The organism is Lachnoclostridium sp. Marseille-P6806, from assembly GCF_900625025.1.
Taxonomy (GTDB): domain Bacteria; phylum Bacillota; class Clostridia; order Lachnospirales; family Lachnospiraceae; genus CAG-791.
This window is the reverse complement of record NZ_LR130587.1, coordinates 1-24,022: the sequence shown is the minus strand read 5'-3', so window position 1 is coordinate 24,022 and position 24,022 is coordinate 1. Positions and strand designations below refer to the sequence as shown.

Genomic DNA, 24,022 nt, shown 5'->3' with positions numbered 1-24,022 from the left:
ACAAATAACCTCTATCCCAAAATGAGATAGAGGTTTAAATCATTTGGAGATAGGGGATTATTCTTCTCTGGATTGTTTTTGAGAGTTAATGTGTTCTTGTTTTTTTTGAAGGTCATGTCCCAGGTATTGCTCTACATTAGCCATTTTTTGTTGGAGAGCTTTTGCATCGCTTTCTGCTAATTTATATGTTTTCTCAAGTATGGATTTACGAGCCTGCATAGTTTCATAATCAGAGTGTATCTCTGCTGGATTAACAGATTTTGGGTCAAGACCCATCTGCCGGAGCATACGCTCAGCACCGTCATACAGGATAAGTTGTGTTTCATGCATCCGAAGGTATCTGTCCGGATCCTTGGATTTCTTATACTTTTCTTGAAAGGGTTTATTGTCTCTGTACTGGTCCGTATATAGGAGCAGTTCGGAGACTTTTTTCATTTGATGCTCCAGCTCTACAAGCTCGGTACGGGCGGACTTTGCCTCGGTTGTTTTTTTATCAATTTGCTTCTGAAGCTGAGAAAGATTATCTGCGGCGGCATAGCTGGCAGCGGCAGTCTTGAGGTTCTTGACGGATGCCCAGTGTTGTAGACCGGGGCTGTTTTGAAAATTTTTTCCGGAGGTGTCTATGATCGTTCTGCTTGCACTGGTACGGGTGAGGATATCCTTCTTTGGTATCTTGATCCGTGATTTCTGCTTTGGAGCTTCTGTGGTGTTTGGCTCCTGTACAGTTTGTTCTTTATTCTGCCATTTCTCGGGATTTTCAATCCTGTCTTTGATTTCTTCTTTTGTATAACCGGCTCCAAAATTGCGGAAGCTGCCACGCACAGGTCGCTCCTGTCCCGGGGCAGTGAACTTTATGTATTTTGAATGAGGATCACCGATTTTTTCACCGATAACTGTATAGCCTTTTTCTTTGATTAGGCACAAAAAATCCTCGTATGACTTGGCGATTCTAATGCATTCGTCAATATCTTCCTGAAGTCGCTTTTTCCAAGATGTGCCTTCCTGCTCAGCTTTCCACTGAACATATTTTTTGCCTTTTCTGCCACTTGCTTCGATGATGGAAAGACCATGTTCTTTGCATAATTCATCACTAAGCTGCCTGATGTGATAATAGCTTTTCTTGCAGGCATTGTATTTTTTGTGATCTATGTTATCGGCGGCGCAAAATACAATGTGATTATGTGGGTGACCTTTATCTGTATGGGTTGCGACAACATAGGAGTATTTGCCGCCGAGCAGTTTGTCCGCAAGCTCAATCCCGATCCTATGAGCCTCATCATGAGATACCTCGCCTTTTGCGAAAGACTGGATCAGATGATACGCTAAATTTTTGTCGGTAGACTTTGTTTTACAAAGTGCATAGTCAAAGTCATGCCTGGCTGTTTCGGGACTACAGCCAAATGAATCAACGAGCAGTTGCTGCTCGGTCTTATCCGGGTTGCAAATATAAGCTACAGCTTTTGTAACGGTACTTTTGATAGCATGGATTCGTGTGTATGCCATATCTTATCCATCAGCTCCTTTATCTCATTTAGATCTTCTTCGTAAGCGTTCCCTGTTTTCATAATTCGCTCTCTGATCATGTTTATGTTTCTGCCGAGGGCGGCTATTTGGTAGCTGTATTCCTTCAGCCCGTTATAGTCGATGTCATAGACATAACCGTATAGGATCAGGTGACGGATATACTCGGATTTGTTCCTCATGTGAGAGATTTTGACCTTTTCATCAAGCACATATTGCTCATTGTCGCTGAGGAATACTTTTAGCTCATTGGTGCGGTCTCGCTTGCCGCTCATATATACCACTTCCTTTCAAAATTGCCGTTTCCGGCGTGTGTGTTTTTGAAGCAAAACTGTTCATATTGCTGTAGGAGAATTTGAAGCGGTTTTGCATTAATGGGGGTCAGGGGGCGTAGACCCTTGCAAGCTCATTTGCGTCATTTTCCGGCAGGAGAAATGTTCAGCAAATGTGGATGTGTGGGAACACATCCAATGCTTGGTATTCTTCTTGCAAATCGCCTGCGATTTGCGGGTTCAGACTGCCATAGGGCAGGCGGCTTTGAACCCATAACGCCGTATCCGGCGATTGTTCTTATGCTTTTGTACTGTGGGGGAATAAATGGAAAATAAAAAACTGCCACAGTACGGGCGCACGGGTGCACCGGTAATAGTAGCAGTTTAGGTGTCTTATAAAATTTGAACTGAGGTCATGTTAGCAGAGCGGGAGCATGACGTCAATTGTTTTCAGGAATGTTCTCAAGATATTTTCCGACTACAACAGCATTATCGACCACTTCATCAAATGAGAGTCTGGCTGCATATGTCTCATCAGTGATGTAATTGCGCCAGTCATTTGCCAGAGATTCTTCTGCTTTTACTTCAGCGCAGATGGACTCATATTGTTTCAAAAGATCAAAGGATCCTCTTTTCTTGGCAGTATGCTCTACAGCCAATCTGAAATGTGCCGGATTGATGGAATCCCTGTAAAGATGGAAGAGAACATACAGATCATAGAAGTCCCTTGATCTGGTATTTCCGATGCCTCTGCGGATAACTGTTTCATATTTTTCTGCAAGGATCGTTTCCAAAGTATAGGCATATACATCAATGTCCTTTTCATCGAACATGGTATGAAAAGAATATTCAATGGCTGCAGGAGTGATCTCATCCCCGGTGGTGATGTCGATCTTCATTTTGTTCTTTATCTTGCCGTACTCTGCAACAAAGTGAACTCGGAAATTGTTATAATCATCATCTTCACGGATAGGCTCGATCTTCTCAAAACGGAAGATGATTCCGTCTCCGGTATCAATGTCGAAGATCTCTTTTACGATTTTTTCAATGTTTTCTTCGTCCATATCTATTCCACGGACGGTTGTATCCATGTCCATGGTGGTTCTTTCAGAAATGCCGATCATGGAAGAAATCAACAGACCGCCCTTAAGGACAAAGTTCTTTTTATATGGAGAGAGGGATAATCTCTCAAGAATACGCTCGAACATAAAAATCTGTAATACTTCCTGAGCGTGAAGATCTTTCTCTTTGGCTATATTGCGGATCGCGCCTTTTAGCTGCTCCGGTGTTTTCATCTGTGGTGTGCTCCTTTCAGCCTGTCAGTATATCCATGTAATCTCGGACAGGTCTTTCTATATGGAAAATCTTAGCATATCTGATAAGCTGCGCATGGTCGTTAGTTCGGTCATTAAAGTATTCGTGCAGAGCCTGCAGATATAACTGCTTATCTATCTTGTCTTTTTTCTTGATCAGGTCAATTATACATCGTTCCTTATTATACAGACGGACTTTGTTGCCGTCAGGTGTTAAGGTCTCTGTAATGCCAACACTCCATTTATCGGCATTTATATAATGTAATCTGATATTCTTATTGTCCTTTTTTAACCGGGTTGCATTAAATCCCTGCGGTACGGAGACATCCCATAAATGGGGAGTACGGTCGGACATATCCCAAAGGTAAAGGGCAGTGCCGTAGGAATAAACTACTCTTGGGTTGTTCGCCTGTATGATCTGGAGATCATCCGGGAACTCATCTGCATAATAATATATTCCACGAGCTTCTTTTACAAGAATGCCTTCATCAATAAAGGTGGGTATCAGTACACGGCTGATACCTGCTTTTTCTATCTGGAATGTTGTGATCATGCCGCCGGTCTTTTCGGCCATTTCTTTTAGCATTTCAATTCTTTGTTCTCGAAGTTTTGACATTTTGCATCACCTCCTCGAAACTAACGCACTTTAATTATATAATAGTAAAGTCTAAATGTAAAGTTTTGAAAGAAAAAAATATTTTTTCAAGATTTATACCCACATTTGGACCTCGAAAATACTTCTCTGTAATGAAGGACGGAATCAGGAGCCAATCGTAGAAAGGAAAACTATGAGCGGCTATGAATTCGATCCAAAAGATAAAGATGGGAGTTTAAGGGACAGGTTTGACTGTTACTGCAAGGAGGTGATTGGTCGAGCAGCACACAACCTGGTATTCAAACAGGCACAGTACCTGATCCTTCATTTTGGCGGCGGTGAGATTGATCCGTCGATGATGATGCATGAAGATGAGCATGACAACCTGTACGCTATAAAAATGACGGTACGGGGCAAGGATGTCTTCATTGGAGATGAGCGCCTTGCTAAAATGCTCCCCAAATTACAGAAACGAAAGCGTGAGATTTTACTTATGTATTACCTGCTGGATATGACGCTTGAGGAAATCGCTAACGAGCTGGGCATTGAATACGAGACAGTAAAATCTACAAAATCGAAGGCGATTAAAGAATTGAGGAAAGGAGCGGCAAGTGAAAGTGAAGAGGCGTAAATATACTCCGCCGGAGGCTGATCTTATCAGGCCAGCTATTACCGGCAATATTGTTGCGCTGTTTGATGTGAGAGCGCACTATGACAGGCTTATGCGTTATAAGTTGAACAAAGAGATAATGGCCTTGTCAGAGGCTATAGGCTTCAGCCCCGATATGTTTGACTTTGACAATCTCCTCGGGGATGTTGGCGTTATCCTCGATAACGCAGTAATGAACTTTAAGGAATAATCAACTATAACGATAACTCCTGATTCCTATCGCCTTCATTATTTATTATTTGTCATTCTCATAAGGTGCATAAGCCTAAAAGCGGTGTAGCAGCTGCAGGTGTCACTTATGTACCTTTCGGGCTGACAAGTCCGGCGTTAGGAATTACCACCGTAACGGTGGCACTGAACTTTGAAAACTGAATATTGTTGTACTTTGCAGAACAACCGGAGCGTTAAGCCAAACAGTAAGTACGCCATGATGCGGCTCTTATATTTAGGAAGAAAAGCGAATTTCTCTATGAGCTGCGGAGCGTCGTATATGTTGCTGAGAATAGGATTGGGGATCCTATGGCGATGATGCGTTCCTTAGTTAAAGTTACTTCCCCGAAGAATGGGGGCTGAAGAAGCTGGTGGAATTCCAATGTGATCTGTACCCAGGATCACTGCAAAGTATTTTTTTAAGAAAAAGGTTTATCGGTCAATAAAAGCGCATTTGCGAAAGAGAATTTGAGTTTTAGGGGATAAGTGCGCCTTTATTGGCTGATTAGCCATGAAATATTATAGCGAGAGGAGCATAAGCCTATGGCGAAAGAGAAAGATGAAGAGAGCCTCGTTAAGTGCATCTATAACGATATGGTCTTTTATGTGCCGAGTGATGTCTTTTCTATTGTTCTCCTGCGGACGCAAAGATACTCAACAAAGAAATATGTTAGGTATAAAGAAGGCGCAGAACTGTATAGCATGAGCGAGAGGAAGTTTACTGATCTGGCAAACAATTCCGATGCGGTTGTACATGTTGATAAGATAGCGCTTGTGGATCTTGAAAAGGTTGAAGAGTACATAAAACTCAACAATTCATAAGATTCGGTTAGGAGATTTTGCAGGACAAAAACCTTGACATGTTGTAGGACAAAAAGTATAATGAGGATGGTTGAAGGGAGGTACGCTGATTTGGCAAAGATGGGAAGACCGAAGGCAGAAAAGCCTAAGTCGAGTAAAATATCCATCCGCTTTACCGATGAAGAATTTGAGCAGTTAAAGCAGCGTGCAGACCAAAACGACCAGACCATAACAGAAACCATACGTGAAGGTGTCAGGCTACTGTTTGAAACCAAGCACAAGTAATTTTGCAAAATCTCTTTCCTGAATAGAAAGGGATGAACTATGGCAAAAATACGGAAAGACACTAAGGGCAAGGTACTACACAAGGGCGAGGACTACAAGAAGGAGAAGAAGCTTTACCGATACTCCTATACGGATCCCCTTGGAAAAAGGAGATGTATCTACTCCAAGGACTTAGGGGAACTTAGGGAGAAGGAAAAGCAGCTTCAGCGGGATCAGCTTGATGGACTTGATATGTATGTCCAGGGCAAAGCAGATGTGAACTTCGCATTTGACCGCTACATAGCTACTAAGACTGAACTTCGTAGTTCGACACGAACCAATTACCTGTATACCTATGACCGCTACGTAAGAAACGGATTCGGAAAGAAGAAACTTTCAAGTGTCAGGTATTCTGATGTGGTGCTGTTTTACAATGCTTTGCTTGGCAAGGGATTATCCGTAAGCACGGTGGATTCTGTTCATACGGTGCTACGCCCCACCTTCCAGCTCGCAGTCAGGGATAATGTCATTCGTAATAATCCTGCGGATGGAGCAATGGCTGCAGTAAATAAGAAGTGGGACGGCGAGACCGGGGTAAGACATGCACTCACAATAGAGGAAGAAATGGCATTCCTTGATTGTCTTAATCTTCAGAAGAATCTGAAATGGAAGCCACTGTTTACCGTGATGTTCGGTACTGGATGCCGTATAGGAGAGGTTATCGGTCTGCGTTGGGATGATGCCGATATGGATAATGGGATTATAACCATTGATCACGATATTACCTATTATCCGAAATCTGACAAGAACTACAAATGTGAATATGAGCTTGCTCTTCCAAAGACAGAGGCGGGCATCAGAACTATTCCGATGCTCAAGAAGGTCAAGGAAGCTCTGGAGATTGAAAAAGAGAACCAGGAAAAGTACGGCTATCATTGCGTTGTAGAGCTTGGAGGAATGAAGAACTTCATCTTTTGTAATCGTTTTGGCGGGCTGCTCAATCCGGCTGGCGTGAATAAGGTAATAAAGCGCATAGTATCGGATCATAACGCAAAGGAAATAGTGGATGCAAAGAAAGAAGGCAGAGAGCCGGTGATTATACCGGATTTCAGCTGCCACATCACAAGGCATACATTCTGTACGAGGCTTTGTGAGAATGAAACCAATGTTAAGGTAATACAATCCGTTATGGGGCATAAGGATATCCAGACAACCTTGGACATCTACGCCGAAGTATCGGAGAGCAAAAAGAAGGATATATTTGATCAGTTAAATGATCATGATGTCATTTAGGAAGAGTCCTTGATGGACTCCCAAGTACCACAAAAAATGCTGAGTACCACATCTGTGCCACAGATATTCCAATGTATGGTGCAGTACGGTGCAGGATAACGACAAATGTGTTGTTCGATGACTTGTTGGGATTGCATGATAATGCAGGATAGCGACATTATTGTGAGCAGTCGTCCCGACACTCAAGTCACAAAAGGCTGGTAACACAACAGGACATGAGGACGAGAAGAAGGAAGAGGAAAAGACCGGCTTCTTTACCCCGAACGAGAAGATCGATTTCAGTAATGTAAAGATCGAGCCGTTGTTCGAGGAGCAGGTTGATTTTGATACCTTCTCCAAGTCTGATTTCCGGGCCGTGAAGGTCAAGAACTGTGTTGCAATACCGAAGTCCAAGAAGCTTCTTCAGTTTACACTGGATGACGGAACAGGCACAGACCGTACGATTTTAAGCGGTATTCACGCATATTATGAGCCTGAAGAGCTGATTGGAAAGACCTTGATTGCAATCGAAAATCTGCCCCCTCGCAAGATAATGGGCATCGACTCCTGCGGAATGCTTCTCAGCGCAGTAACGGGTTATAAGGATTCAGAGGATGAGGAGCTTCACCTTCTTATGGTGGACAACCACATCCCGGCAGGTGCGAAGTTGTATTGAGATTGACACGAAATCTGACAACAAATTGAGCCGATTTCTGGTGTTGTAGTGGCTGATTTACAACAATCTGACCACAAAAACCCATCGAAACACAGTTTGTGTCAACCCGTGTTATCAAGTTGCAGAATTGAATAGTCATTAGACTTCTCAAGGAGTCGCCTTTCTTAAAAGAAATTTTAAGAGGGGCGGCTCCTTTGTTGTTTCAGCAGATATCACTTTTGATCCGATAACCCGGGCAAAAATCAAGGAGGAAATTCAATGGGAACAGAGAACGATGACTATTACAGCGTAGCAAGACGGAAGCAGGTGCGGGAGGAGTCCCGGAAGCTCAGGAAGAAGTACCTGAGATACAAGGAGGTCGAGATCGTCTACAGCATTCAGCACAAGAAGCTTCTGGAGCTTGCCGATGATGCAGGAGCCCTTTACCGGATCGACGGATACGTGCTCATCAACCGGGACATCTTCGATGAGTACCTGGAGCAGTTCCGCCAGCCGCCCAAGACAAAGGGCAAAGCCGCACCGAAGATCAGCAGGTGGAAGAAATGAGCGGGACAATTTGGATGTATTCGGACCGGATGGATGACTGGGATATTCTCTTTGCCCAGAGATCCTTCATCACTTACGGGGATGGATGTGATTATTACGATCTGACAGAGAAGGTAATGACCAGGCTGGCCCAGGAGGCAGGGGCTGTCTACAAGATTGGGTCCCGATTCGTCAGGATCCGGAGAGATGTATTTGAAGAGTATATAAGGGAAGAGTACAGAAAGGAGCAGACAGATGAAAGCAAGACTGACAGAGTTAAAAGCTTATGCCGTAGCAATTGGTCTTGACTATGTGGCAAACGACGACAGCATGACGCGACCTTTTGACGCACCGCCTGTTGTTGTCAATTATTTTTATCACGAGCAGATTAAAAAATCAGCAAGGAAAGGCGGTGACAGCTATGCCGGAATTGCCCGAAGTAGAAGCTATAAGACGAGTGATTGAGCCACAGATACGGGGACTTGCGATTGAGCAGATTACAGTCAGCCGCCCGGAAGTGGTTGCCCACCCTACCGCCGATGAATTTTGTCGCTGCCTCACGGGACAAGTTTTTGACAGTATGACACGTCGGGGAAAATTCCTTGTTATCTGGCTTAAAAGCGGCGATAAGATTATTATTCATCTGCGAATGACCGGCTGCCTGCTGGTAACACCGGCTGCCTACCCAGAAGAAAAGCATACACATATTATTTTCCGGTTGAACAACGGCAACGAAATGCGCTTTTCGGACACGCGACGTTTCGGACGCTTCTGGCTGATTAGGAAAGGAGAAACGGATGCATACAGCGGAATTAAAAAGTTAAGCAAGGAGCCGTTTGCCCCGGGCTTTACTGCGGAACATCTGTCTGTCAGATTAGGAAAACGGAAAAAAGCTATCAAAGAATGTTTAATGGAGCAAAGCGTGATTGCCGGAATTGGGAATATTTATTCAGACGAAATCCTGTTTACGGCAAGAATATATCCAGCGCGGCCAGCAAACAGTTTGACCGGGGAAGAATGGAAACGACTTGCCGAGGTTATCCCAGAACGGCTGTCGTTCTTTATCCAGAAAAATGAAATCACCCCAGAAGAATATCTGGAAACAAAAGGTCAGGATTACCGCAACACACATTTTTTACAAGCCTACGGCCATGAGGGAGAGCCTTGTCCCGTGTGTGGCAAGTTTCTTTGTCGAACTGTAATCGGAGGAAGAAGCAGCACATTCTGTCCAAATTGTCAAAAATAAGTTTTAAGCGGAATTTATAGCAAAGCCAGCCGAGCCAGTCAACGGTCAAGATGAACGGGGCATACGCGCCGCCGTTGACGGCCCCGCCCGCCTTTGCAAACAGGCAATCAAGGGGGCGACAGCAAGGAGTGCTGCCGCCCTGCACTATTATCAGAGAGGGGGAATTTCCATGACCGAAGATAAAGCCTACAAGGTGCATATCCAGTACACCTTTAACGCCTTTTGCAAGGTTGTCATTCGTCACGCAGCCATAGATATAATTTTGAAGCTGCTCCGGAGGTGGGAACGGGAAGTCTCCCTTGACTATCTGATGAATGAGAAGTTTATCCAGTTTGCCGAGCCGGAGCAGACACAGGTAGAAATTTTCCGTTATTATTTCCTGCGCCAGCCGCAGCGCGTGATCGGCGTACATATTAGCCGGACACGCAGCACAGCGGGGCGGCATATCCAGCTTGCCTTGAAGCGGCTCCGGCGGCTTATGAAGGAAAAACGCTATGAGTAAACTTCTCCCTTATGAAACAGTCGTCAAAGCCCATGAGGGCGGCCCGGACGCAATCGACACTGTTCTTGCCCACTATGCCGGATATATCCGCTACTGTTCCAAAGTACACGGACAAGTCAACGCCGAGGTTGAGGAATATGTGGAACAGAAGTTAATCGCCGCACTGTTCAAGTTTCGCTTTGACCGATAAGCACTAAAACTGAATACCAGCCGCCACCGGCGCGGCCAGTGAAAGCAGTAAGTCTGAAAAAGATTTGCTGCTTTTTTTGTTGTCCAGTCTCCTTTTCCGGCTATTTTGCCCTGTTCAGATTGTAGTAGTAAGTGAGAGGGAAATTTTTCCGCCCCGGCGTTTGGCATTTTTGATTTTTGTCCGTAGTAGAGAGCAAGCTCAGCGGTGATATGTCAAGCTCTAGATGAGAAATAGTTCGCGTTTTTTTACCCGTTTCGGGCAAGGCGCAAAACACTCACCTAAGCCCAGTCGACCTGCTCTTAAAAAACAGAGCTGGGCATAGAACCAACCGAAGGTATGCCAAAGGTCAGCCCTTCGGAGCGATATACAGGCGGTTGTCTTTCAAAAGCCGATAGACTAACCGCACAAGCTTACGGGCAGTTAAGGCAAGTGCACGTTTGTGCTGGTACTTATTCACCTCTTTGTATTTGAGGTGGTAGAAGCGGCTGTACTCTGCGTCGCATCTCACAAGAGACATGGCTGCTTCGCCCAGGTAATACTTTAGAAATCGGTTGCCGGTCCGGATCAGGCGCGTATTCTGTGCCTCAAACTCACCGGACTGGTGCTGCCCCCAGGCAAGGCCGGCATACTTGGCCAGCTTCGCCTGATTCGGGAATCGGTTAATATCACCGATCTCCGTGATAATGCCAGCAGAATAGACGGGGCCGATCCCTTTGATTGAAGTCAGAGTATTCGGAATCAGTTCCATCTGAGCAGCGATGGCCTTATCGAACTCCTTGATCTGTGCCTCCAGAGCTTTCATGGAGGTTATGGATATAGAAAGCACCTGGTTCACGGAATCGTTCACTGTTTTAGGCAGACGATACGACGAACGGGCGGCTTTCTGGATGGCTTTGGCGACCTCCTCGGGATTGGGGAAATGGTTCTTCCCCTTTTCCCGAAGAAAAGCGGTCAGCTCATGTAAGTCCATGTAAGCCAGGATGTCTGCAGAATCGAACTTCTCGTAGACAGCCAGGGCTGTCGTACCGAAGGTGTCGGAAAACACCTTCTCCTGAGCTAAGGAAGAATACTTCTTAAAGAGCACATTCATAAAGCGTTGCTTTTCCCTGGTAAGGTTCTGCACCGCAAGGAAGCGTGCTCTGGTGAGGTTCTGGAGGGCCTTATAGCGGTAATCATCCAGATAGACCTCTTTGTTGATCCTTCCGAAGCGCAGGCAGTCTGCGATAACGAAAGAGTCCACGTCATCGTTCTTAGGCAGATCATTGTAAGATTCTTTGAACTTGTTGACCTGCTTGGGATTCAGGACATGGATCTTCCGGTTGAACGGCACAAGAGAGCCGTTTTCCCTCAGGAAGCAGACGAGATTGTCACCATAAACGGAAGTGGCTTCGAGGCCGATGATGACGTCTGTGAGGGCAAAAGAAGTGAGCGCAGCCAGGATCTCTTTCACAAGCTTCTGGGAACCATCCTTCGAGTTGGGGACAGAGAAGTTTTTGATCTTGGAGCCATCGGGTTTCATAAGGAAGACCACGTTGTTTCTGCCGCTTACATCAATACCGACGTAAAGCGGGTTCATAGGATTCACATCCCTTCGATCTGTATTTGCGGTCAATCGGTTTGGTAAGGCCCACGATACCGGAGCATCAACACCCTCGCGTATCAGAATTCAGCCTGAGAAGGACTGATGCGAACCCCACTGCCAAAGGGCAGTCCCAAAGCTCAGGCAAACAGCCAGCTGGTTTGAAGTTAACTTTCGGTTCAGGGGAACAGGCTTTCTGTGAAGTGCCATTGCTGGCCAACAGGAGAAAAAAGAACTTATACCTGATTGACACTGTGGGCAATTATATCATGGGCTTTACCAAGCCGATTGATCGATTGTCAAGGCGCGGGGGACTCCTCCAAGGGAGCTCCTCTATGAGAGGAATCAAGGCAACTATTAACCTTATAAAACTACTATACGAGGACAAATGAACTATGAACGAAAGAACAATGAAGAACATCTTTGCCAGGACACTCACTGAGACCCAGAAGAATGCGCTCTTTGCCTTCGGAGAAAAGGGCAAAGCTGCGACAGGCTGCAACCTCATGATCGCTGCCAGTATGTGCGAGGGAGAGCTGACCAAAGCCATCCTTTTGCACCTTGCCGACCTGATCGAAACCATCGGGATTACCGAAGAGGAATTCGAGGATCTGCTGTATAAGATCCGGCTGGAGATGCAGGAAAAGATCATGAACATGGAGAGGGAGACCGTGAACCGGACCGGAAATGTGTCCGGAACTTCGGCATGGAGAACCTATGCCAGGAAGAAGTTTCTTGCAATATTCGGCAACGAAAACTGCGGAGCCACTGTCCGCAGGCTTGCCTATGTGGAGCAGGTGACGGTTGATCCTGATCTGAGAGTGATCGTTCATGAGCTGGCGTCAGATGTCGCGCACATGGGGATCTTCAAATCAGAGAAATACCCAGAGCTGCTGGCGGATGCCAGAAAGGTTGACGGACTTTGGAAGATCCGCATTGATGACTTGGGATATTTCACTGGAAAGGGCTGATACCGGAAATCCGGCATGGACGGGGAAAAATATATGGGAGCCGCTGTTCTCTTGTAGAATGGCGGCTCTTGACCTGTGATTTTGAAGGAGGATGAAGCACTATGACCAGACTTACGAAGTATGAGAAGGAAACGATTATCCTGACCAGCGAGGGTGACGACACCTACAATGTCTTCACCTACAATCCCGCACTGAAGAGGCGGCTGGCTGGCTTCGCGAAGAAATATCCGGCGGTCTGCCGCTTGGAAAGCGAGGACCGGAAGTACGGCAGCCAGAGCTATGTGATCGACAAGAGACGGCTTTCAATCCGGCTGACAGCGCCATATAGCGAGGAAAGGCGAAAAGTTGCTAGCAAATGTGCAAAAGACAACATGACAAAAAGTAATAAACAGAAGTCAAAAACGTGAGATATTTTGCGGAAACGTATAGACGATACCTCATAAATATGATATGATTTAACTTGAAGCAGTGTCTCTTAATCCGTATGGAGGTTGAAGATATGCCTAGAGCTAAAAAGGATGCGAAACTTCTGAATATAAAGCTGGCTACTCCAGTATATGACCGTCTTGATGAATTCTGCGAAGAAACCGGTATGTCTAAGACAGTTGCTGCAGAGAAAATCTTTACGCATTTTTTTGATGAGTATTTTAAAAGACCAGAATCTGAAAGATCTATCTTCCAACACAATGCGAAGGAGTGAAAATAACCATGGCTAAGAAAGCAAGCAAGACCAGTGAGAAGGCCATAAATCTTGATAGCATACTCTTTAATTGCCGTGACATCCTTAGAGCTGCACGTAATTCAGGTTCCTTCTTTGAAAAGCGGGACATGATGCTTACGTTAGTATTTCTTCGCTTCATTGGGGAAAAATACGAAGACGGTGTGGAAAAGCTCCGGCAGACACTAATTGATCAGGGTCTTGATCCGGATGATGAGAATATCAGGGCGGCATTCTTTGATGATGCAACTTTTACTGATGGTACCTATAATCTTCCGCCGGAGGCTCGATGGTCTACTATCATCAACACACCTGCACCTAAGCTGAATGTTGCTTTGGATACTGCGTTGCATGGCATCGCAACAAGCTCAAAAGATCTGAAAGGGTGCTTCGTAGAAGGAACCTTTACGACTAGGAACCTTGGTGCAAATGATATTAAGAAATTGGTTGATGAGGTCAATAAAATCAGCCATAAAACCTTGGATAAAGAAATTGATCTGATTGGTCGTGTATATGAATATTTTCTCAAGGAATTTGCAGTCAATGCCACAAAAGAAGAGGGCGAGTTCTACACGCCGCATGATGTGGTGCAGCTGATTGCAACTATGATAGAGCCTTATGATGGCACTCTCTATGACCCTTGCTGTGGATCTGGAGGAATGTTTATTCAGAGTGCAGAACTGGTGAAATTACGTCAGGGTGACTTGAATGGTATCAATGTGTATGGCCAGGAAAAAGATGCTGCCACTTATCGGCTTGCCAAGATGAATCTGGCATTGCGCGGTATCAGCCATAACCTTGGGGAAACAAACGACTCTTCCTTCACGCACGATCTTCATAAAGGTCTGTACTTTAGCTACTGCATGGCAAACCCACCATTCAATCTTAAGGGCTGGTATGATGACAACCTGAAGAATGACCCTCGTTGGGCTGACTATGTGACCCCGCCAGACAGCAACGCTAACTACGCATGGATTCTGCATATCCTGTCTCACCTGAAGCCCCGCGACGGTGTGGCTGGATTCCTGCTGGCAAATGGGGCTTTGAATGACAGTGATACAATTGAAATCCGGCGAAAACTGATTCAGAACGATAAGGTAGAAGCGATAGTCGTTCTTCCGCGAGAGCTGTTCATTACTACTGACATCAGCGTCACTCTGTGGATTTTGAATCAAAATAAGAGGGGTGGCCTGTATCATGGTCGGCAGCTTCGCAACCGTGAGTATGAATTTCTCTTTATGGATCTCCGTACATGGACAGAAAATCCAGTGAAAAACGAGAATAAAAAGAAAGTCCATCTGACTACGGAACAAATTAAAAGTGCTGCGGATATTTACCATTTCTGGCAGGCAGAAGGAACAGACGGAAGCAGATATGAGGTGCCAGAGCTGTATCGTAGCGTCAGCATGGATGAAATCGAAAAGAAGAACTGGGCGTTGACTCCAAGTAAATATATCGAATTCATTGACCATGACCTAGAAATTGACTATCCGGTGGAAATGGCACGAATTCAGAAAGAAATGCAGGAGATAATGGCTGCCGAAAAGCAGTCCCAGAAGATGCTGGAAGAAGCATTCAGGGGGATTGGATATGGCATTGACTAAGTATAAATTGGGCGACCTGATTCAACAAAGTGATGCACGAAACAGTGACGGCAAGTACACTGTTGATGATGTTCGCGGGATTTCAACAGGCAAGGAATTTATCGAAACAAAAGCCAATATGGATGGCGTCAGTTTAATCTCATACAAAGTTGTCTGCAAGAATGAGTTTGCATATGTTGCTGACACGTCAAGGCGTGGAGATAAAATCGCTCTTGCATATAACTCGGGAAAAGAGATTCTGATTTCGTCCATTTATACGGTTTTTAAAGTGTCTCAACCTGATTTGCTGAACTCAAGCTATCTCTTCATGTACTTTAATCGTCCAGAATTTGATAGGTATTCTCGATTCAATTCCTGGGGATCTGCAAGAGAGACGTTTAACTGGGAGGACATGTGTGATATTGATATCGAACTTCCTTCGCTTTCCATCCAGCAGAGATATGTGAATGTCTACAAGGCTATGCTCACCAATCAACAGAGCTATGAGCGTGGATTGGATGATCTGAAGCTGACTTGTGACGCATATATTGAAAACTTAAGCAGAATATCAAACAAAAAAAGAATCGGTCCATATCTCGTGGAAAGTGATAGACGAAACGAATGTAATTTAACCGTGAAAGCTGTACGCGGATTAGCTACAAGCAAAGAAATGATCTCAACCAAAGCAAACATGGACGGAGTAAGCTTGTCTAACTATAAAACAGTATTACCCGAACAAATTGCTTATGTTTCGGACACTTCACGAAGGGGAGATAAAATATCCCTTGGATTTAATGATTCGCACGAAACATATTTAGTTTCATCTATTTCAACCGTATTCGGAACAAAAGAAGAATTGATGCCTCAATATCTTATGCTGTTCCTGACCAGATCTGAATTTGATAGATATGCAAGGTTCTGTTCATGGGGAAGTGCACGTGAGACATTTGATTGGGATGAAATGTGTAATATCGAGATTCCGATCCCAGATATTAATGTGCAGCATGCGATTTCTGATATTTACACGGTATATGTTTCAAGAAAGAAAATAAACGATAGGCTTAGAGATCAAATAAAAGATATTTGCCCTATTCTCATAAAAGGCTCCCTCGAAGAGGCTCTGAAGGAGGCATAAATTATGGCTAAGCTGAAAGAATTTAATGGCCATTATTGCGAATCAGAATATGAGTATGCCTTCGTTGCGTTCCTGGAAGCAGTAGGATGGCAGTATCTGCCTGGAAACAGTATTCCCCGGAAGACCCGACAGGAAGTACTATATAAGGACGACCTGGAAAAATTCCTTTCCAGAACAAATCCCGACCTTCTTTCTGATGAAATTGGGCAGCTTTACGACAACGTGCGACTCGTCGGCGCGGAAAGCGATTTCGCCACGTTGCATAGGGTATACGGCTGGATGGTTGACGGCCTTCAGTTTACGCCACAGAATGGGCAGGCTCGCATGGTTGCCCTGATCGATTATGATCATCCGAACAATAACATTTTCCGTGTGGTGAATCAGTTTGTGGTTGATTATACCAACAATGGAAAGAAAGAGAATCGCAGGCCCGATGTGCTGCTCTTTGTTAACGGAATGCCGCTATGTGTGATCGAGCTGAAGAATCCAGCTGACTCAAATGCCACGATTTATGATGCCTGGGAGCAGATCAACATCCGCTACTGGCGAGATATTCCTCATTTGCTGCACTACTGCCCTTTGGTCTGCATCTCTGATGGCGTAAAGACGAGACTAGGTACGGTCCGTACACCATATGAGCATTTTTATGCCTGGAGACGTGTGAATGACGGAGATCGGGTATCTACACTTCCCTTTGAAGAAACAGAAGCCATGATTAATGGCGTATATGCGCCGGAACGTTTCCTGGAGATCTTCCGTGACTATATCTATTTTCAGGATAGCATCTATGACAGAGATGAAGTAGAAATAGTCTGTCGGTATCCGCAGTTCTTTGCTGCAAGACTTCTGAAGCAAAGCATTGTTAAATCTGTTGTGGAAAAAAGCGGCAAAGGCGGTACATACTTTGGGGCAACCGGATGCGGCAAAACCTATACCATGGCCTTCCTTGCCAGACAACTTGCTCTGCGATGCACAGAAGTCCCGGAAATTGGCTCGCCCACGATTGTTATGATCGTTGATCGTGAGGAATTACAGAAACAAGGTGCGAAGCTGTTCACCAAGAGCAAGGAATTCCTGAATCTGGGCGATGTTTCCGTGGTCAAGAACCGTAATCAGCTTCGCAAAGAATTGGGAGCAAGGCAAAGCGGCGGTTTTTACATCTGCACGATTCAGAAGTTCTGCGACCGTGAGGATGATAAGATCGGGCTGATCAATGACCGCGGGAATATTATCTGCTTCTCCGATGAAGCTCACCGGACGCAGTTGGAGCATTCCAAGAAGATTCAATTCAGCAAGGATGCTGACGCCAATATGAAGGCGATGGTTTCCAAGCCCTATGCGAAAGTGCTGAGGGAAGCATTTCCGAATGCGACTTTTGTGGGGGTTACCGGAACACCTATTGCGGAAACCTATCAGACCTTTGGTGATGAGATCGATCGTTATACCATGGATCAGGCAGTTGCCGATGGACTTACAGTGTCGATAAAGTATCATCCCCGTATTGCCAAAGTGCTGTTGGATCAGGAAAAAGTAAAGCAGATAGAGGATTATTATAAGAAATGCGCTGATGATGGTGCTACTGAAGAGGACATTGAAGCCAGCAAGAAAGCCATGAGTTCTATGGAAGTGATCCTCGGAGAACCTTCCCGTCTGGAGCGGTTAGCGGTTGATATTCACGATCATTATGTCGCTTCTTGTGATGAAGATCCAAGCAGAATACAAAAGGCAATGATTGTCTGCTCAAGCAGACCGATTGCCTATGCGTTGTTGCAGATATTCAAAACCAAGTATCCTGAGTGGTTCGCGGAAAAGAAGTGCGCCGATGATGTGACTGTTACGCAGGAGGAACTGAGGGAACTGAAGCCAATGCCCTTTATGGCGATGGTGGCCAGTGTCGGTAAAAATGATGAAGCAGGCATATATAACTATCTTGGAGGCGCAGCCAACGATAAACGTTCCGAGGATATGGATGCTGCTTTTAAACAGGAGAAATCCAATTTCCGTATTGTCATTGTCGTAGATATGTGGATTACAGGTTTTGACGTGCCTGCACTCACCTATATGTACAACGATAAGCCACTGAAGAAGCATATGCTGATTCAGACGATCAGCCGTGTCAACAGGAAATATCCCGGGAAAGAATACGGCATGATCATAGACTACATCGGTATTCGCGATAATATGCGCGAAGCCATGGTGATATATGGCGAAGATACTTCGGTTGCGCCGACAGCTGACGATGTGGAGCAGGCAACAGAGGTCTTCCGCGAAGAACTGATCGTTCTTGAGCGAATGTTTACCGGTTATGATCTTGCGCCATTCCTAAATCCTGACTGTGACCCGGTAGAGCGTTATAGATTGCTTGCAAAAGCGGCTGAATATGTCTTCGCCTCTACACAAGAGCTAAAGAGTGTCAGCAAGAGTGGTAAGAGTGTTTCTGTTTCCTTTAAAACGTACTTTCTAAAGACAGTGAAGCGTATGAGGGCGGCATTTGATATCTGCCAGCCTTCCGGAGAACTGGGGGAGGAAGAATCTGCCCTGGCACAATGCTTTATGGCTATCGCTGGATTTGTCCGCAAGATGAGCGGAACCAGCGAGGTCGATACCGATACCATGAATCGCTATGTGGCGAAAATGGTAGAGGAAGCCCTCAAGTACAGTGAGGTTGAGAGCGTTTTGGATGATGGAGAACAGGAAGATATCTTCAGTCCTGAATTCTTTGAAAAACTATCTGATGTGAAGATGCCAGCGACCAAGCTGGAACTTTTGGTAAAGATGCTTAAGAAACAGATTCTGGAGTACGGCAGGATCAATCAGGTGGCGGCGAAGAAGTTCCAGGAGATGCTTGAAAAGACAATCGAAGAATATCATGAACGTAGAAAGCACCTGACTGCTGAAGAAGCTGGGGCAACACAGGAGCAGGCTTCTGAGGATATTATCCGCAGCGCAACAGAACAGGCAATGGCTATTTTACGAGAGATGAACGAAAGTAAAGAAAGCTTCCGAAAGATAGGCCTTACCTTTGAAGAAAAAGCATTCTACGATATCTTGCTGGCGCTCCGCGATCAATACAATTTTGAGTATGGTGAAGACAAGGAAATTGATGGTGTAATCATAAATGACAAATGTAAAGTTCTTGCCAAGAAGGTGAAAGAGATCATTGATGAGAAGTCTTCATATGCTGACTGGCTGAACAATCAGAATGTACGGAATCAGTTAAAACTGGACATCAAAATATGCCTCGTTAAGAATGGATATCCGCCGCAGTACAGTCCGGAAGTCTTCAGCAAGGTGATGGAGCAGGTCGAGAACTTTGAGGAAAATAGTGACTTCACTTCTGCCTCTGCTGATGTTGTGCCATTCCGCATTGTGCAAGAGAATCCTGTAACTTACAATTTCCGCCCAGCACCGATGCAGATGGTTGCGGAGACATCGGCAGAATACGGTACAAAGAAGGACAATTGATACCATGGAACCTAACATTGCCATCATTATAGGTATTATCGTCACTGCAGCTATCATTGCAGTAGTGCTTTATAAGAGAAAGTCACCGCCGATTCCTGACAAGAGCAGTAATGGACAAGATAAGACGGATCTTACTATAGCAGGAATAGATGCTGTGGCTCAAAACCGACAGACAGATCTCGCAGTAAGATTTGAAGACCTTCCCGCCTTAACCGAGACTGAAGAAGCTGCTTTGGTTGAGATAAAGGATCAGAAATTACTTGCAAGAATCGATAGTGCGGTACCGGGGACACTGCAGGCCGTGGCAAATGCTGGTGTTATCCATCAATATCAGCAAGTTGTACAAAATGCCGGACAGCTATATCAGGCCATCATTCCTAATGACGCTGTCCTCGCTGATTCAAAAGCTATGCAAGGAGCTGTCAGAGGAATTTACCACGGAGCTGATGGTATTCAAGGACATGCAAATCTTGTGGCCGTCGATGGGAATATGGGCAGCGGACTTGCAGCGATGAATGTGGCGAACGCAGCGATGGGAGCTGCAGCAATGGTTGTTGGTCAGTACTATATGACACAGATTAATGATCAGTTTGATCAGATTAATGGCGAGCTTGATAAGATAGCGACCTTCCAGGACAAGGAATATCAGAGCAAGATATATGCGCTGGTTGCAGAGGTTTAGAAGTGCTCTCAGTTTCAGGTGGAAATTGTTGAAAATGAAGAGTTGCGAAAGCGTGAACTTGACCATTTGAAGAGCCTTGAACATGAATGTGCGCAGCTGCTTGGACAGGCAAACTTGACCATCAAAGAGTATGAAAAGAAAACAGGTCTTGATTATGGCAACTATGAAAAATTAGTTGCAGAAGCTCAGACATGGTATCAGTATCAGCAGGTGCTTTTAGACATCATGCTGAAGATTGAAGAACTGACCTATGCGTTGAGCCTTGGACAGCTTTCTAAAGAGAATTGCTATTCGATGTATCTGCCTTACGCAAAGCAGGCAGACGACGCACTGAAGGCCCTTGAGACATGGCATAAGAATGCAGGTGTCGCTCTTCAAATAGATCTTGAGGCAAACAGAAGGCGCCGACAGGGCATAGAAGGATTCTTCATGAATATACCGGCAGTGTTCAATGACGATCTTCACTATAAGGATATTTCCCAAAGAACCGTGCCTATGATTTCAAGACAGACATCAGGACGGCGAACAGATGAAGCACGGGAAGATCCGGACTTATTCAAGGAAGATGTTCGCCTTATTGCCAAAGAAGGAAAGCTGTACTATTTACCGAAACTGCAGAAGGAAGGGATGATCTGATGGGAAACTCTAAATATCTTGATGGCCTTAACGCCGATGAAAAGACCGCACTCAGCAAAAAGCTCTGGAGCATTCAAAACCACAGGTGTTTTATCTGCGGGGAGGCGATTGATCCGGATATCCAAAAGACGAATATTGATCACATCAGACCGCTTGCGAACGGCGGAAAGGACGATTCCAGCAACTTTGCAATTGCTCATGAGCACTGCAATAAATCAAAACAGGATGCGGATCTTGAAGTGGCGAAGAAGCTTTATCAGCTTTCCAGAATTATATCTGAAGCTGAGACCGCACGTGAGACCCCTTCGTTGAAGCATGTCCTTGCCGCTAATGGTGGCTCAAAATACGCCTTCAAGTACAAAATTGAAGGGGGATCAAATCCTGTATTCATTTGATGAAGACGGAGACACCTCGATTCATAAGTCGGAAATTTTTACTGACAGTCTATCCGGTGAACAAACGGCATTCATCAATGTGCCGCTGGCATATCTTTATCACGATGATGTCATCAATCCAAGAGGAATCAATAAGAGTATCAGTCTTCTGATCAAAGAGTTTCACAAACCGAATCCGCAGCTTCACCTGAGTCTGGCGCGGTTAGATGGCGATAAGATCAGAATCTTTGACGGGCAACATAAGGCTGTTGCTCAGATCATGCTTGGCGTGAAAAGTATTGTTGTCCGACTCTTTATTTCGCCGGATGTTGAACGGCTGATTGAAACAAATACAAACGCAGGCAGCAAGCTGAAGCAAATTGCTTTTGACAAAGCCATTGTGCGTCAGCTCCATGACACGCTTTATTCAGAAAGGCTGAAGAAATATCAGGTTGATCATTATCTGGATGAGGATAATTTCTCCTTCTCCGAACAGAATCTTGTGGACTATTTTAAGGGGGAACGCGGCAACATCCGTCTGTATATCATAAACAGCCAGAAAAATGCTATAACAAGAAGCCCTGAGAATAAACTACAAGCCTATATCAATTTTGAGGGGCGTGGGACGCAGCTGCCGCTTTCTTACAGCACCTTTGAAAAAACCTTCCTGGCCACGTTTGTGAATGCCAAGACGATTCTTACGACTTCGATAAATTTCAGAGTAGAGGAAGGATTAAATCCGCGAATTCTTGAGAAGGAGCAATTGATTAGACTAAGCAATATCCTGGCTGAAGAACTCCTTATTGGAAAGTACGATACAGAAATCGGCACACATCGAATTGAGAACAATATCGCTGAAGGGCGTGGAGATTCTATTCCGGATGCACATCTGATTGCGTACAGATTATTCAAAGAAGAAATCATGTATAACTGGATCCAGTATCTGAGACTTCTGATCAAGAATCATTTTGCTTTTGCCGGTACGATGTATAACGAGGACAATCTGTTCCAGCAAAAGATTCCGGATCAACTTTGGGAGAATATCCAGACATTCGTGATTAATCTTCGGGAACTTCCAATATGGAAGGATAGGTCGATGTCTATGACGATCTTCGGAGGTAAGAATAATTATGATTTCTGGAAAACAGTTTTTCAGACAGCGCGGACGCCCGACGGCACGTTGGTTCTCACTGCGCCGCTCAATGTTGCCGACATGATCATGCGATAATAATTTGAATGACCCAGTAATACATAGCTCTCGACCGTAAAAAGTCGGGAGCATTTCTTTTGTCCCGATACATAGGAAGGAGGTGAGATGCCTATGCCAGAAAAGAATTATGCCGAGTCAAGAGCCAGGCTTGAAGCCGAGATCGAGAAGGCCGAACAGAAGCGCCGGTACTACGAACAGCAGGAAAAGATTCTGTCAAGAAAAGTACTTCCACAGTTGACCAGGAAGGAGCGAACCAATCGTCTCTGCACCCGCGCCGGTATGCTGGAATCATTTCTTGTGCATCCGGAGCTGCTGACCAACGATCAGGTCATGGATCTTCTGCGGATCGCGTTCAGGCAGAAGGAGGTGAAAGAAGCCCTGGACGAAATGCTGAAAGCCATCGATGAAGAGACAAACTGAAAAGACCCTAACTTGTTAGGGCGCAATTATACCCCACTTGCCGTGGGGCATTGCGCTCTTCCGAGGGTTCCTGCCGGAGGCCCGATGACATCGTAACTGTCAGCCCAGGGAGCGCCGCCAGTCCGATTGTCATCCCAAGAGGAACTATCGTTCCCCTTGCGCCGCTTTGCGGCTATCCCTTTTTTCCGGGACAGCATCCCGGATCACAACTTCATATCCATGAACCTGACCGATTGCGAAAACTGCGACTGGTCATTTTTTATGCCCGAGGGCGAAAGCCTACTAATAAAAAGTCAAGCATAGATTTGAAAAAAGCAGGCAGAAATGGAGGCGCCACAAAAAGACCGCCAGTAATGCCGGTCTGAGAAAAAGAAGAAACACATTTGCTATTCAGTGGTAGATGGAGAAGCCAAACACTCCTTTACCCTGCCGTAGTAGATTCTGAGAAATTTATTCGCTCCAGCCGTCATATAGACCTGATACGGCTTCCCCTCTGATTTCTTTTTCATCATGAAGCGGTAAACCGGATCATCTGCAGGCGCCAGCTGGAGCAAAGTAGTCATGATCTGGAAAAGAGTTTTGCGCAGTCTCGGCGCTCCGTGTTTGGAAGCCCGATTACTTTCGTAGTTCATAGTTCCAGATTGATTCACACCCGGATCAACGCCTGCAAAGGCTGTAATCGCAGAACGATGATCAAAACGCGAAATATCGCCTATCTCAGCCATAAGCTGGGGCCCGTAGGAGGGGCCTACGCCATACATGGACATAACGGTCTGATATTCCGGAAGCGTAGAAGCAAGCTCATTCATGGGATAGCGAAAAATCTCGATCTGTTTAGAAACCGTATTCAGCTGTTCAATACTGCTGAGAATCAACTGCTTGTAGACAGGAACTTTCGGAACGACAGTTACAAGGTCTTTCGAGGCTTCAAAAAGCTTTTGGGGCTTATCGGGCTGAAAGTTATATCCATGATGCTTACAGAAGTTCTGGTAGCGTTCTGTGAAAGCTTTCAGACCAATCTTGCGAACACAGTCTGCATGCCAGAAAGAATGAACGTAATCAATCCATTTTTCGCTTCCGTCAGAGCGAACAGGGCTGTCAAACAGGGCGTTTGCGCCTGGATAAGTCAGATCCAGAAGAGAAATAAGATTGTTCTTCAACGAGACTTTTTGCTGCATAAAAAAGTGGAACT

The 24,022-nt window shown here is 45.2% G+C and carries 27 protein-coding genes and 1 pseudogene; 22 read left to right on the top strand and 6 right to left on the bottom strand.

Going from position 1 to position 24,022, the window contains the following annotated elements; translation table 11 throughout:
* Window positions 1–57: 57 nt before the first annotated feature.
* The 4 genes from E0E20_RS12510 to E0E20_RS12495 all read right to left on the bottom strand — a co-directional run bounded on the left by E0E20_RS12510 (window position 58) and on the right by E0E20_RS12495 (window position 3,722).
* On the bottom strand, window positions 58–1,503 hold the full coding sequence (locus E0E20_RS12510) for a relaxase/mobilization nuclease domain-containing protein (protein WP_130838526.1): 1,446 nt from the start codon (window positions 1,501–1,503) through the stop codon (window positions 58–60).
* The gene (locus E0E20_RS12505) at window positions 1,452–1,796 is read right to left on the bottom strand and encodes a plasmid mobilization protein (protein ID WP_130838525.1); all 345 of its coding nucleotides are present in this window, start codon (window positions 1,794–1,796) and stop codon (window positions 1,452–1,454) included. Before E0E20_RS12505 ends, E0E20_RS12510 begins: the two co-directional genes overlap by 52 nt.
* A gap of 437 nt (window positions 1,797–2,233) precedes the next feature.
* The gene (locus tag E0E20_RS12500) at window positions 2,234–3,088 is read right to left on the bottom strand and encodes a nucleotidyl transferase AbiEii/AbiGii toxin family protein (protein WP_130838524.1); all 855 of its coding nucleotides are present in this window, start codon (window positions 3,086–3,088) and stop codon (window positions 2,234–2,236) included.
* Between the two features lie 16 nt (window positions 3,089–3,104).
* The gene (locus tag E0E20_RS12495) at window positions 3,105–3,722 is read right to left on the bottom strand and encodes a type IV toxin-antitoxin system AbiEi family antitoxin domain-containing protein (RefSeq protein ID WP_130838523.1); all 618 of its coding nucleotides are present in this window, start codon (window positions 3,720–3,722) and stop codon (window positions 3,105–3,107) included.
* A gap of 172 nt (window positions 3,723–3,894) precedes the next feature.
* Here E0E20_RS12495 and E0E20_RS12490 point away from each other — a divergent pair, with 172 nt between their 5' ends.
* The 11 genes and pseudogenes from E0E20_RS12490 (at window position 3,895) to E0E20_RS12435 (ending at window position 10,057) form a co-directional block, all read left to right on the top strand.
* The gene (locus E0E20_RS12490) at window positions 3,895–4,332 is read left to right on the top strand and encodes a sigma-70 family RNA polymerase sigma factor (protein WP_130838522.1); all 438 of its coding nucleotides are present in this window, start codon (window positions 3,895–3,897) and stop codon (window positions 4,330–4,332) included.
* Window positions 4,313–4,561 (top strand): hypothetical protein, encoded by a 249-nt coding sequence (locus E0E20_RS12485; RefSeq protein WP_092874604.1) that lies wholly within the window; start codon window positions 4,313–4,315, stop codon window positions 4,559–4,561. Before E0E20_RS12490 ends, E0E20_RS12485 begins: the two co-directional genes overlap by 20 nt.
* A gap of 563 nt (window positions 4,562–5,124) precedes the next feature.
* Window positions 5,125–5,403 (top strand): DUF6462 family protein, encoded by a 279-nt coding sequence (locus E0E20_RS12480; protein ID WP_242622789.1) that lies wholly within the window; start codon window positions 5,125–5,127, stop codon window positions 5,401–5,403.
* Window positions 5,404–5,502: 99 nt separating this feature from the next.
* Window positions 5,503–5,667, top strand: coding sequence for a CopG family transcriptional regulator (locus E0E20_RS12475; protein ID WP_242622791.1), 165 nt, complete (start codon window positions 5,503–5,505; stop codon window positions 5,665–5,667).
* Window positions 5,668–5,706: 39 nt separating this feature from the next.
* A complete protein-coding gene (locus tag E0E20_RS12470; RefSeq protein ID WP_130838521.1) occupies window positions 5,707–6,939 on the top strand; it encodes a site-specific integrase in 1,233 nt (410 codons plus the stop codon).
* Between the two features lie 175 nt (window positions 6,940–7,114).
* Window positions 7,115–7,594, top strand: a pseudogene (locus tag E0E20_RS12465) (lysine--tRNA ligase); the annotation flags it as partial.
* A 258-nt stretch (window positions 7,595–7,852) separates the two neighbouring features.
* On the top strand, window positions 7,853–8,140 hold the full coding sequence (locus E0E20_RS12460; protein ID WP_130838520.1) for a DUF6462 family protein: 288 nt from the start codon (window positions 7,853–7,855) through the stop codon (window positions 8,138–8,140).
* Window positions 8,137–8,427 (top strand): DUF6462 family protein, encoded by a 291-nt coding sequence (locus E0E20_RS12455; protein WP_207302879.1) that lies wholly within the window; start codon window positions 8,137–8,139, stop codon window positions 8,425–8,427. Before E0E20_RS12460 ends, E0E20_RS12455 begins: the two co-directional genes overlap by 4 nt.
* Before the next feature lie 35 nt (window positions 8,428–8,462).
* Window positions 8,463–9,365: a bifunctional DNA-formamidopyrimidine glycosylase/DNA-(apurinic or apyrimidinic site) lyase gene (mutM, locus tag E0E20_RS12445; protein WP_242622787.1), complete on the top strand. Its 903-nt coding sequence runs from the start codon at window positions 8,463–8,465 to the stop codon at window positions 9,363–9,365.
* A gap of 169 nt (window positions 9,366–9,534) precedes the next feature.
* Complete coding sequence (locus tag E0E20_RS12440) at window positions 9,535–9,867, top strand: sigma-70 family RNA polymerase sigma factor (RefSeq protein WP_130838517.1); 333 nt, start codon at window positions 9,535–9,537, stop codon at window positions 9,865–9,867.
* On the top strand, window positions 9,860–10,057 hold the full coding sequence (locus E0E20_RS12435; protein ID WP_130838516.1) for a helix-turn-helix domain-containing protein: 198 nt from the start codon (window positions 9,860–9,862) through the stop codon (window positions 10,055–10,057). The genes E0E20_RS12440 and E0E20_RS12435 overlap by 8 nt, the downstream gene beginning before the upstream one ends.
* Before the next feature lie 346 nt (window positions 10,058–10,403).
* Here the strand turns inward: E0E20_RS12435 and E0E20_RS12425 are convergent, their stop codons facing one another.
* Window positions 10,404–11,633, bottom strand: a complete 1,230-nt coding sequence (locus E0E20_RS12425; protein ID WP_130838515.1) for an IS110 family transposase — start codon at window positions 11,631–11,633, stop codon at window positions 10,404–10,406.
* 398 nt (window positions 11,634–12,031) lie between these two features.
* Here E0E20_RS12425 and E0E20_RS12420 point away from each other — a divergent pair, with 398 nt between their 5' ends.
* The 11 genes from E0E20_RS12420 (at window position 12,032) to E0E20_RS12370 (ending at window position 22,830) form a co-directional block, all read left to right on the top strand.
* Entirely contained in the window at window positions 12,032–12,607 is a 576-nt protein-coding gene (locus E0E20_RS12420; RefSeq protein ID WP_130838514.1) for a hypothetical protein, read from the top strand.
* A 101-nt stretch (window positions 12,608–12,708) separates the two neighbouring features.
* Window positions 12,709–13,014, top strand: coding sequence for a molecular chaperone (locus E0E20_RS12415; protein ID WP_130838513.1), 306 nt, complete (start codon window positions 12,709–12,711; stop codon window positions 13,012–13,014).
* Between the two features lie 92 nt (window positions 13,015–13,106).
* Window positions 13,107–13,307, top strand: coding sequence for a hypothetical protein (locus E0E20_RS12410; RefSeq protein WP_130838512.1), 201 nt, complete (start codon window positions 13,107–13,109; stop codon window positions 13,305–13,307).
* Window positions 13,308–13,315: 8 nt separating this feature from the next.
* A complete protein-coding gene (locus E0E20_RS12405; RefSeq protein WP_130838511.1) occupies window positions 13,316–14,929 on the top strand; it encodes an N-6 DNA methylase in 1,614 nt (537 codons plus the stop codon).
* Window positions 14,916–16,043, top strand: a complete 1,128-nt coding sequence (locus tag E0E20_RS12400; protein WP_130838510.1) for a restriction endonuclease subunit S — start codon at window positions 14,916–14,918, stop codon at window positions 16,041–16,043. Before E0E20_RS12405 ends, E0E20_RS12400 begins: the two co-directional genes overlap by 14 nt.
* A 3-nt stretch (window positions 16,044–16,046) precedes the next feature.
* Window positions 16,047–19,508: a type I restriction endonuclease subunit R gene (locus tag E0E20_RS12395; protein ID WP_130838509.1), complete on the top strand. Its 3,462-nt coding sequence runs from the start codon at window positions 16,047–16,049 to the stop codon at window positions 19,506–19,508.
* 4 nt (window positions 19,509–19,512) lie between these two features.
* Window positions 19,513–20,190, top strand: a complete 678-nt coding sequence (locus E0E20_RS12390; protein ID WP_130838508.1) for a hypothetical protein — start codon at window positions 19,513–19,515, stop codon at window positions 20,188–20,190.
* Between the two features lie 18 nt (window positions 20,191–20,208).
* Complete coding sequence (locus tag E0E20_RS12385) at window positions 20,209–20,826, top strand: hypothetical protein (protein ID WP_130838507.1); 618 nt, start codon at window positions 20,209–20,211, stop codon at window positions 20,824–20,826.
* Window positions 20,826–21,221 (top strand): HNH endonuclease, encoded by a 396-nt coding sequence (locus E0E20_RS12380; protein WP_130838506.1) that lies wholly within the window; start codon window positions 20,826–20,828, stop codon window positions 21,219–21,221. Before E0E20_RS12385 ends, E0E20_RS12380 begins: the two co-directional genes overlap by 1 nt.
* Entirely contained in the window at window positions 21,148–22,428 is a 1,281-nt protein-coding gene (locus E0E20_RS12375; protein WP_165444103.1) for an HNH endonuclease, read from the top strand. Before E0E20_RS12380 ends, E0E20_RS12375 begins: the two co-directional genes overlap by 74 nt.
* Before the next feature lie 93 nt (window positions 22,429–22,521).
* Window positions 22,522–22,830 (top strand): DUF3847 domain-containing protein, encoded by a 309-nt coding sequence (locus tag E0E20_RS12370; protein WP_130838504.1) that lies wholly within the window; start codon window positions 22,522–22,524, stop codon window positions 22,828–22,830.
* A 386-nt stretch (window positions 22,831–23,216) separates the two neighbouring features.
* Here the strand turns inward: E0E20_RS12370 and E0E20_RS12365 are convergent.
* A partial coding sequence (locus tag E0E20_RS12365; RefSeq protein WP_130838503.1) for a transposase occupies window positions 23,217–24,022 on the bottom strand: 806 nt, incomplete at its 5' end.

Excerpts from the sequence above, each read along its gene's own strand:
- E0E20_RS12495 (WP_130838523.1), bottom strand. The coding sequence starts at position 3,722 with ATGTCAAAACTTCGAGAACAAAGAATTGAAATGCTAAAAGAAATGGCC.
- E0E20_RS12480 (WP_242622789.1), top strand. The coding sequence starts at position 5,125 with ATGGCGAAAGAGAAAGATGAAGAGAGCCTCGTTAAGTGCATCTATAAC.
- E0E20_RS12505 (WP_130838525.1), bottom strand. The coding sequence starts at position 1,796 with ATGAGCGGCAAGCGAGACCGCACCAATGAGCTAAAAGTATTCCTCAGC.
- E0E20_RS12490 (WP_130838522.1), top strand. The coding sequence starts at position 3,895 with ATGAGCGGCTATGAATTCGATCCAAAAGATAAAGATGGGAGTTTAAGG.
- E0E20_RS12435 (WP_130838516.1), top strand. The coding sequence starts at position 9,860 with ATGAGTAAACTTCTCCCTTATGAAACAGTCGTCAAAGCCCATGAGGGC.
- E0E20_RS12400 (WP_130838510.1), top strand. The coding sequence starts at position 14,916 with ATGGCATTGACTAAGTATAAATTGGGCGACCTGATTCAACAAAGTGAT.
- E0E20_RS12420 (WP_130838514.1), top strand. The coding sequence starts at position 12,032 with ATGAACGAAAGAACAATGAAGAACATCTTTGCCAGGACACTCACTGAG.
- E0E20_RS12410 (WP_130838512.1), top strand. The coding sequence starts at position 13,107 with ATGCCTAGAGCTAAAAAGGATGCGAAACTTCTGAATATAAAGCTGGCT.
- E0E20_RS12440 (WP_130838517.1), top strand. The coding sequence starts at position 9,535 with ATGACCGAAGATAAAGCCTACAAGGTGCATATCCAGTACACCTTTAAC.
- E0E20_RS12455 (WP_207302879.1), top strand. The coding sequence starts at position 8,137 with ATGAGCGGGACAATTTGGATGTATTCGGACCGGATGGATGACTGGGAT.
- E0E20_RS12380 (WP_130838506.1), top strand. The coding sequence starts at position 20,826 with ATGGGAAACTCTAAATATCTTGATGGCCTTAACGCCGATGAAAAGACC.
- E0E20_RS12510 (WP_130838526.1), bottom strand. The coding sequence starts at position 1,503 with ATGGCATACACACGAATCCATGCTATCAAAAGTACCGTTACAAAAGCT.
- E0E20_RS12460 (WP_130838520.1), top strand. The coding sequence starts at position 7,853 with ATGGGAACAGAGAACGATGACTATTACAGCGTAGCAAGACGGAAGCAG.
- E0E20_RS12395 (WP_130838509.1), top strand. The coding sequence starts at position 16,047 with ATGGCTAAGCTGAAAGAATTTAATGGCCATTATTGCGAATCAGAATAT.
- E0E20_RS12475 (WP_242622791.1), top strand. The coding sequence starts at position 5,503 with ATGGGAAGACCGAAGGCAGAAAAGCCTAAGTCGAGTAAAATATCCATC.
- E0E20_RS12500 (WP_130838524.1), bottom strand. The coding sequence starts at position 3,088 with ATGAAAACACCGGAGCAGCTAAAAGGCGCGATCCGCAATATAGCCAAA.
- E0E20_RS12425 (WP_130838515.1), bottom strand. The coding sequence starts at position 11,633 with ATGAACCCGCTTTACGTCGGTATTGATGTAAGCGGCAGAAACAACGTG.
- E0E20_RS12470 (WP_130838521.1), top strand. The coding sequence starts at position 5,707 with ATGGCAAAAATACGGAAAGACACTAAGGGCAAGGTACTACACAAGGGC.
- E0E20_RS12370 (WP_130838504.1), top strand. The coding sequence starts at position 22,522 with ATGCCAGAAAAGAATTATGCCGAGTCAAGAGCCAGGCTTGAAGCCGAG.
- E0E20_RS12390 (WP_130838508.1), top strand. The coding sequence starts at position 19,513 with ATGGAACCTAACATTGCCATCATTATAGGTATTATCGTCACTGCAGCT.
- E0E20_RS12415 (WP_130838513.1), top strand. The coding sequence starts at position 12,709 with ATGACCAGACTTACGAAGTATGAGAAGGAAACGATTATCCTGACCAGC.
- E0E20_RS12405 (WP_130838511.1), top strand. The coding sequence starts at position 13,316 with ATGGCTAAGAAAGCAAGCAAGACCAGTGAGAAGGCCATAAATCTTGAT.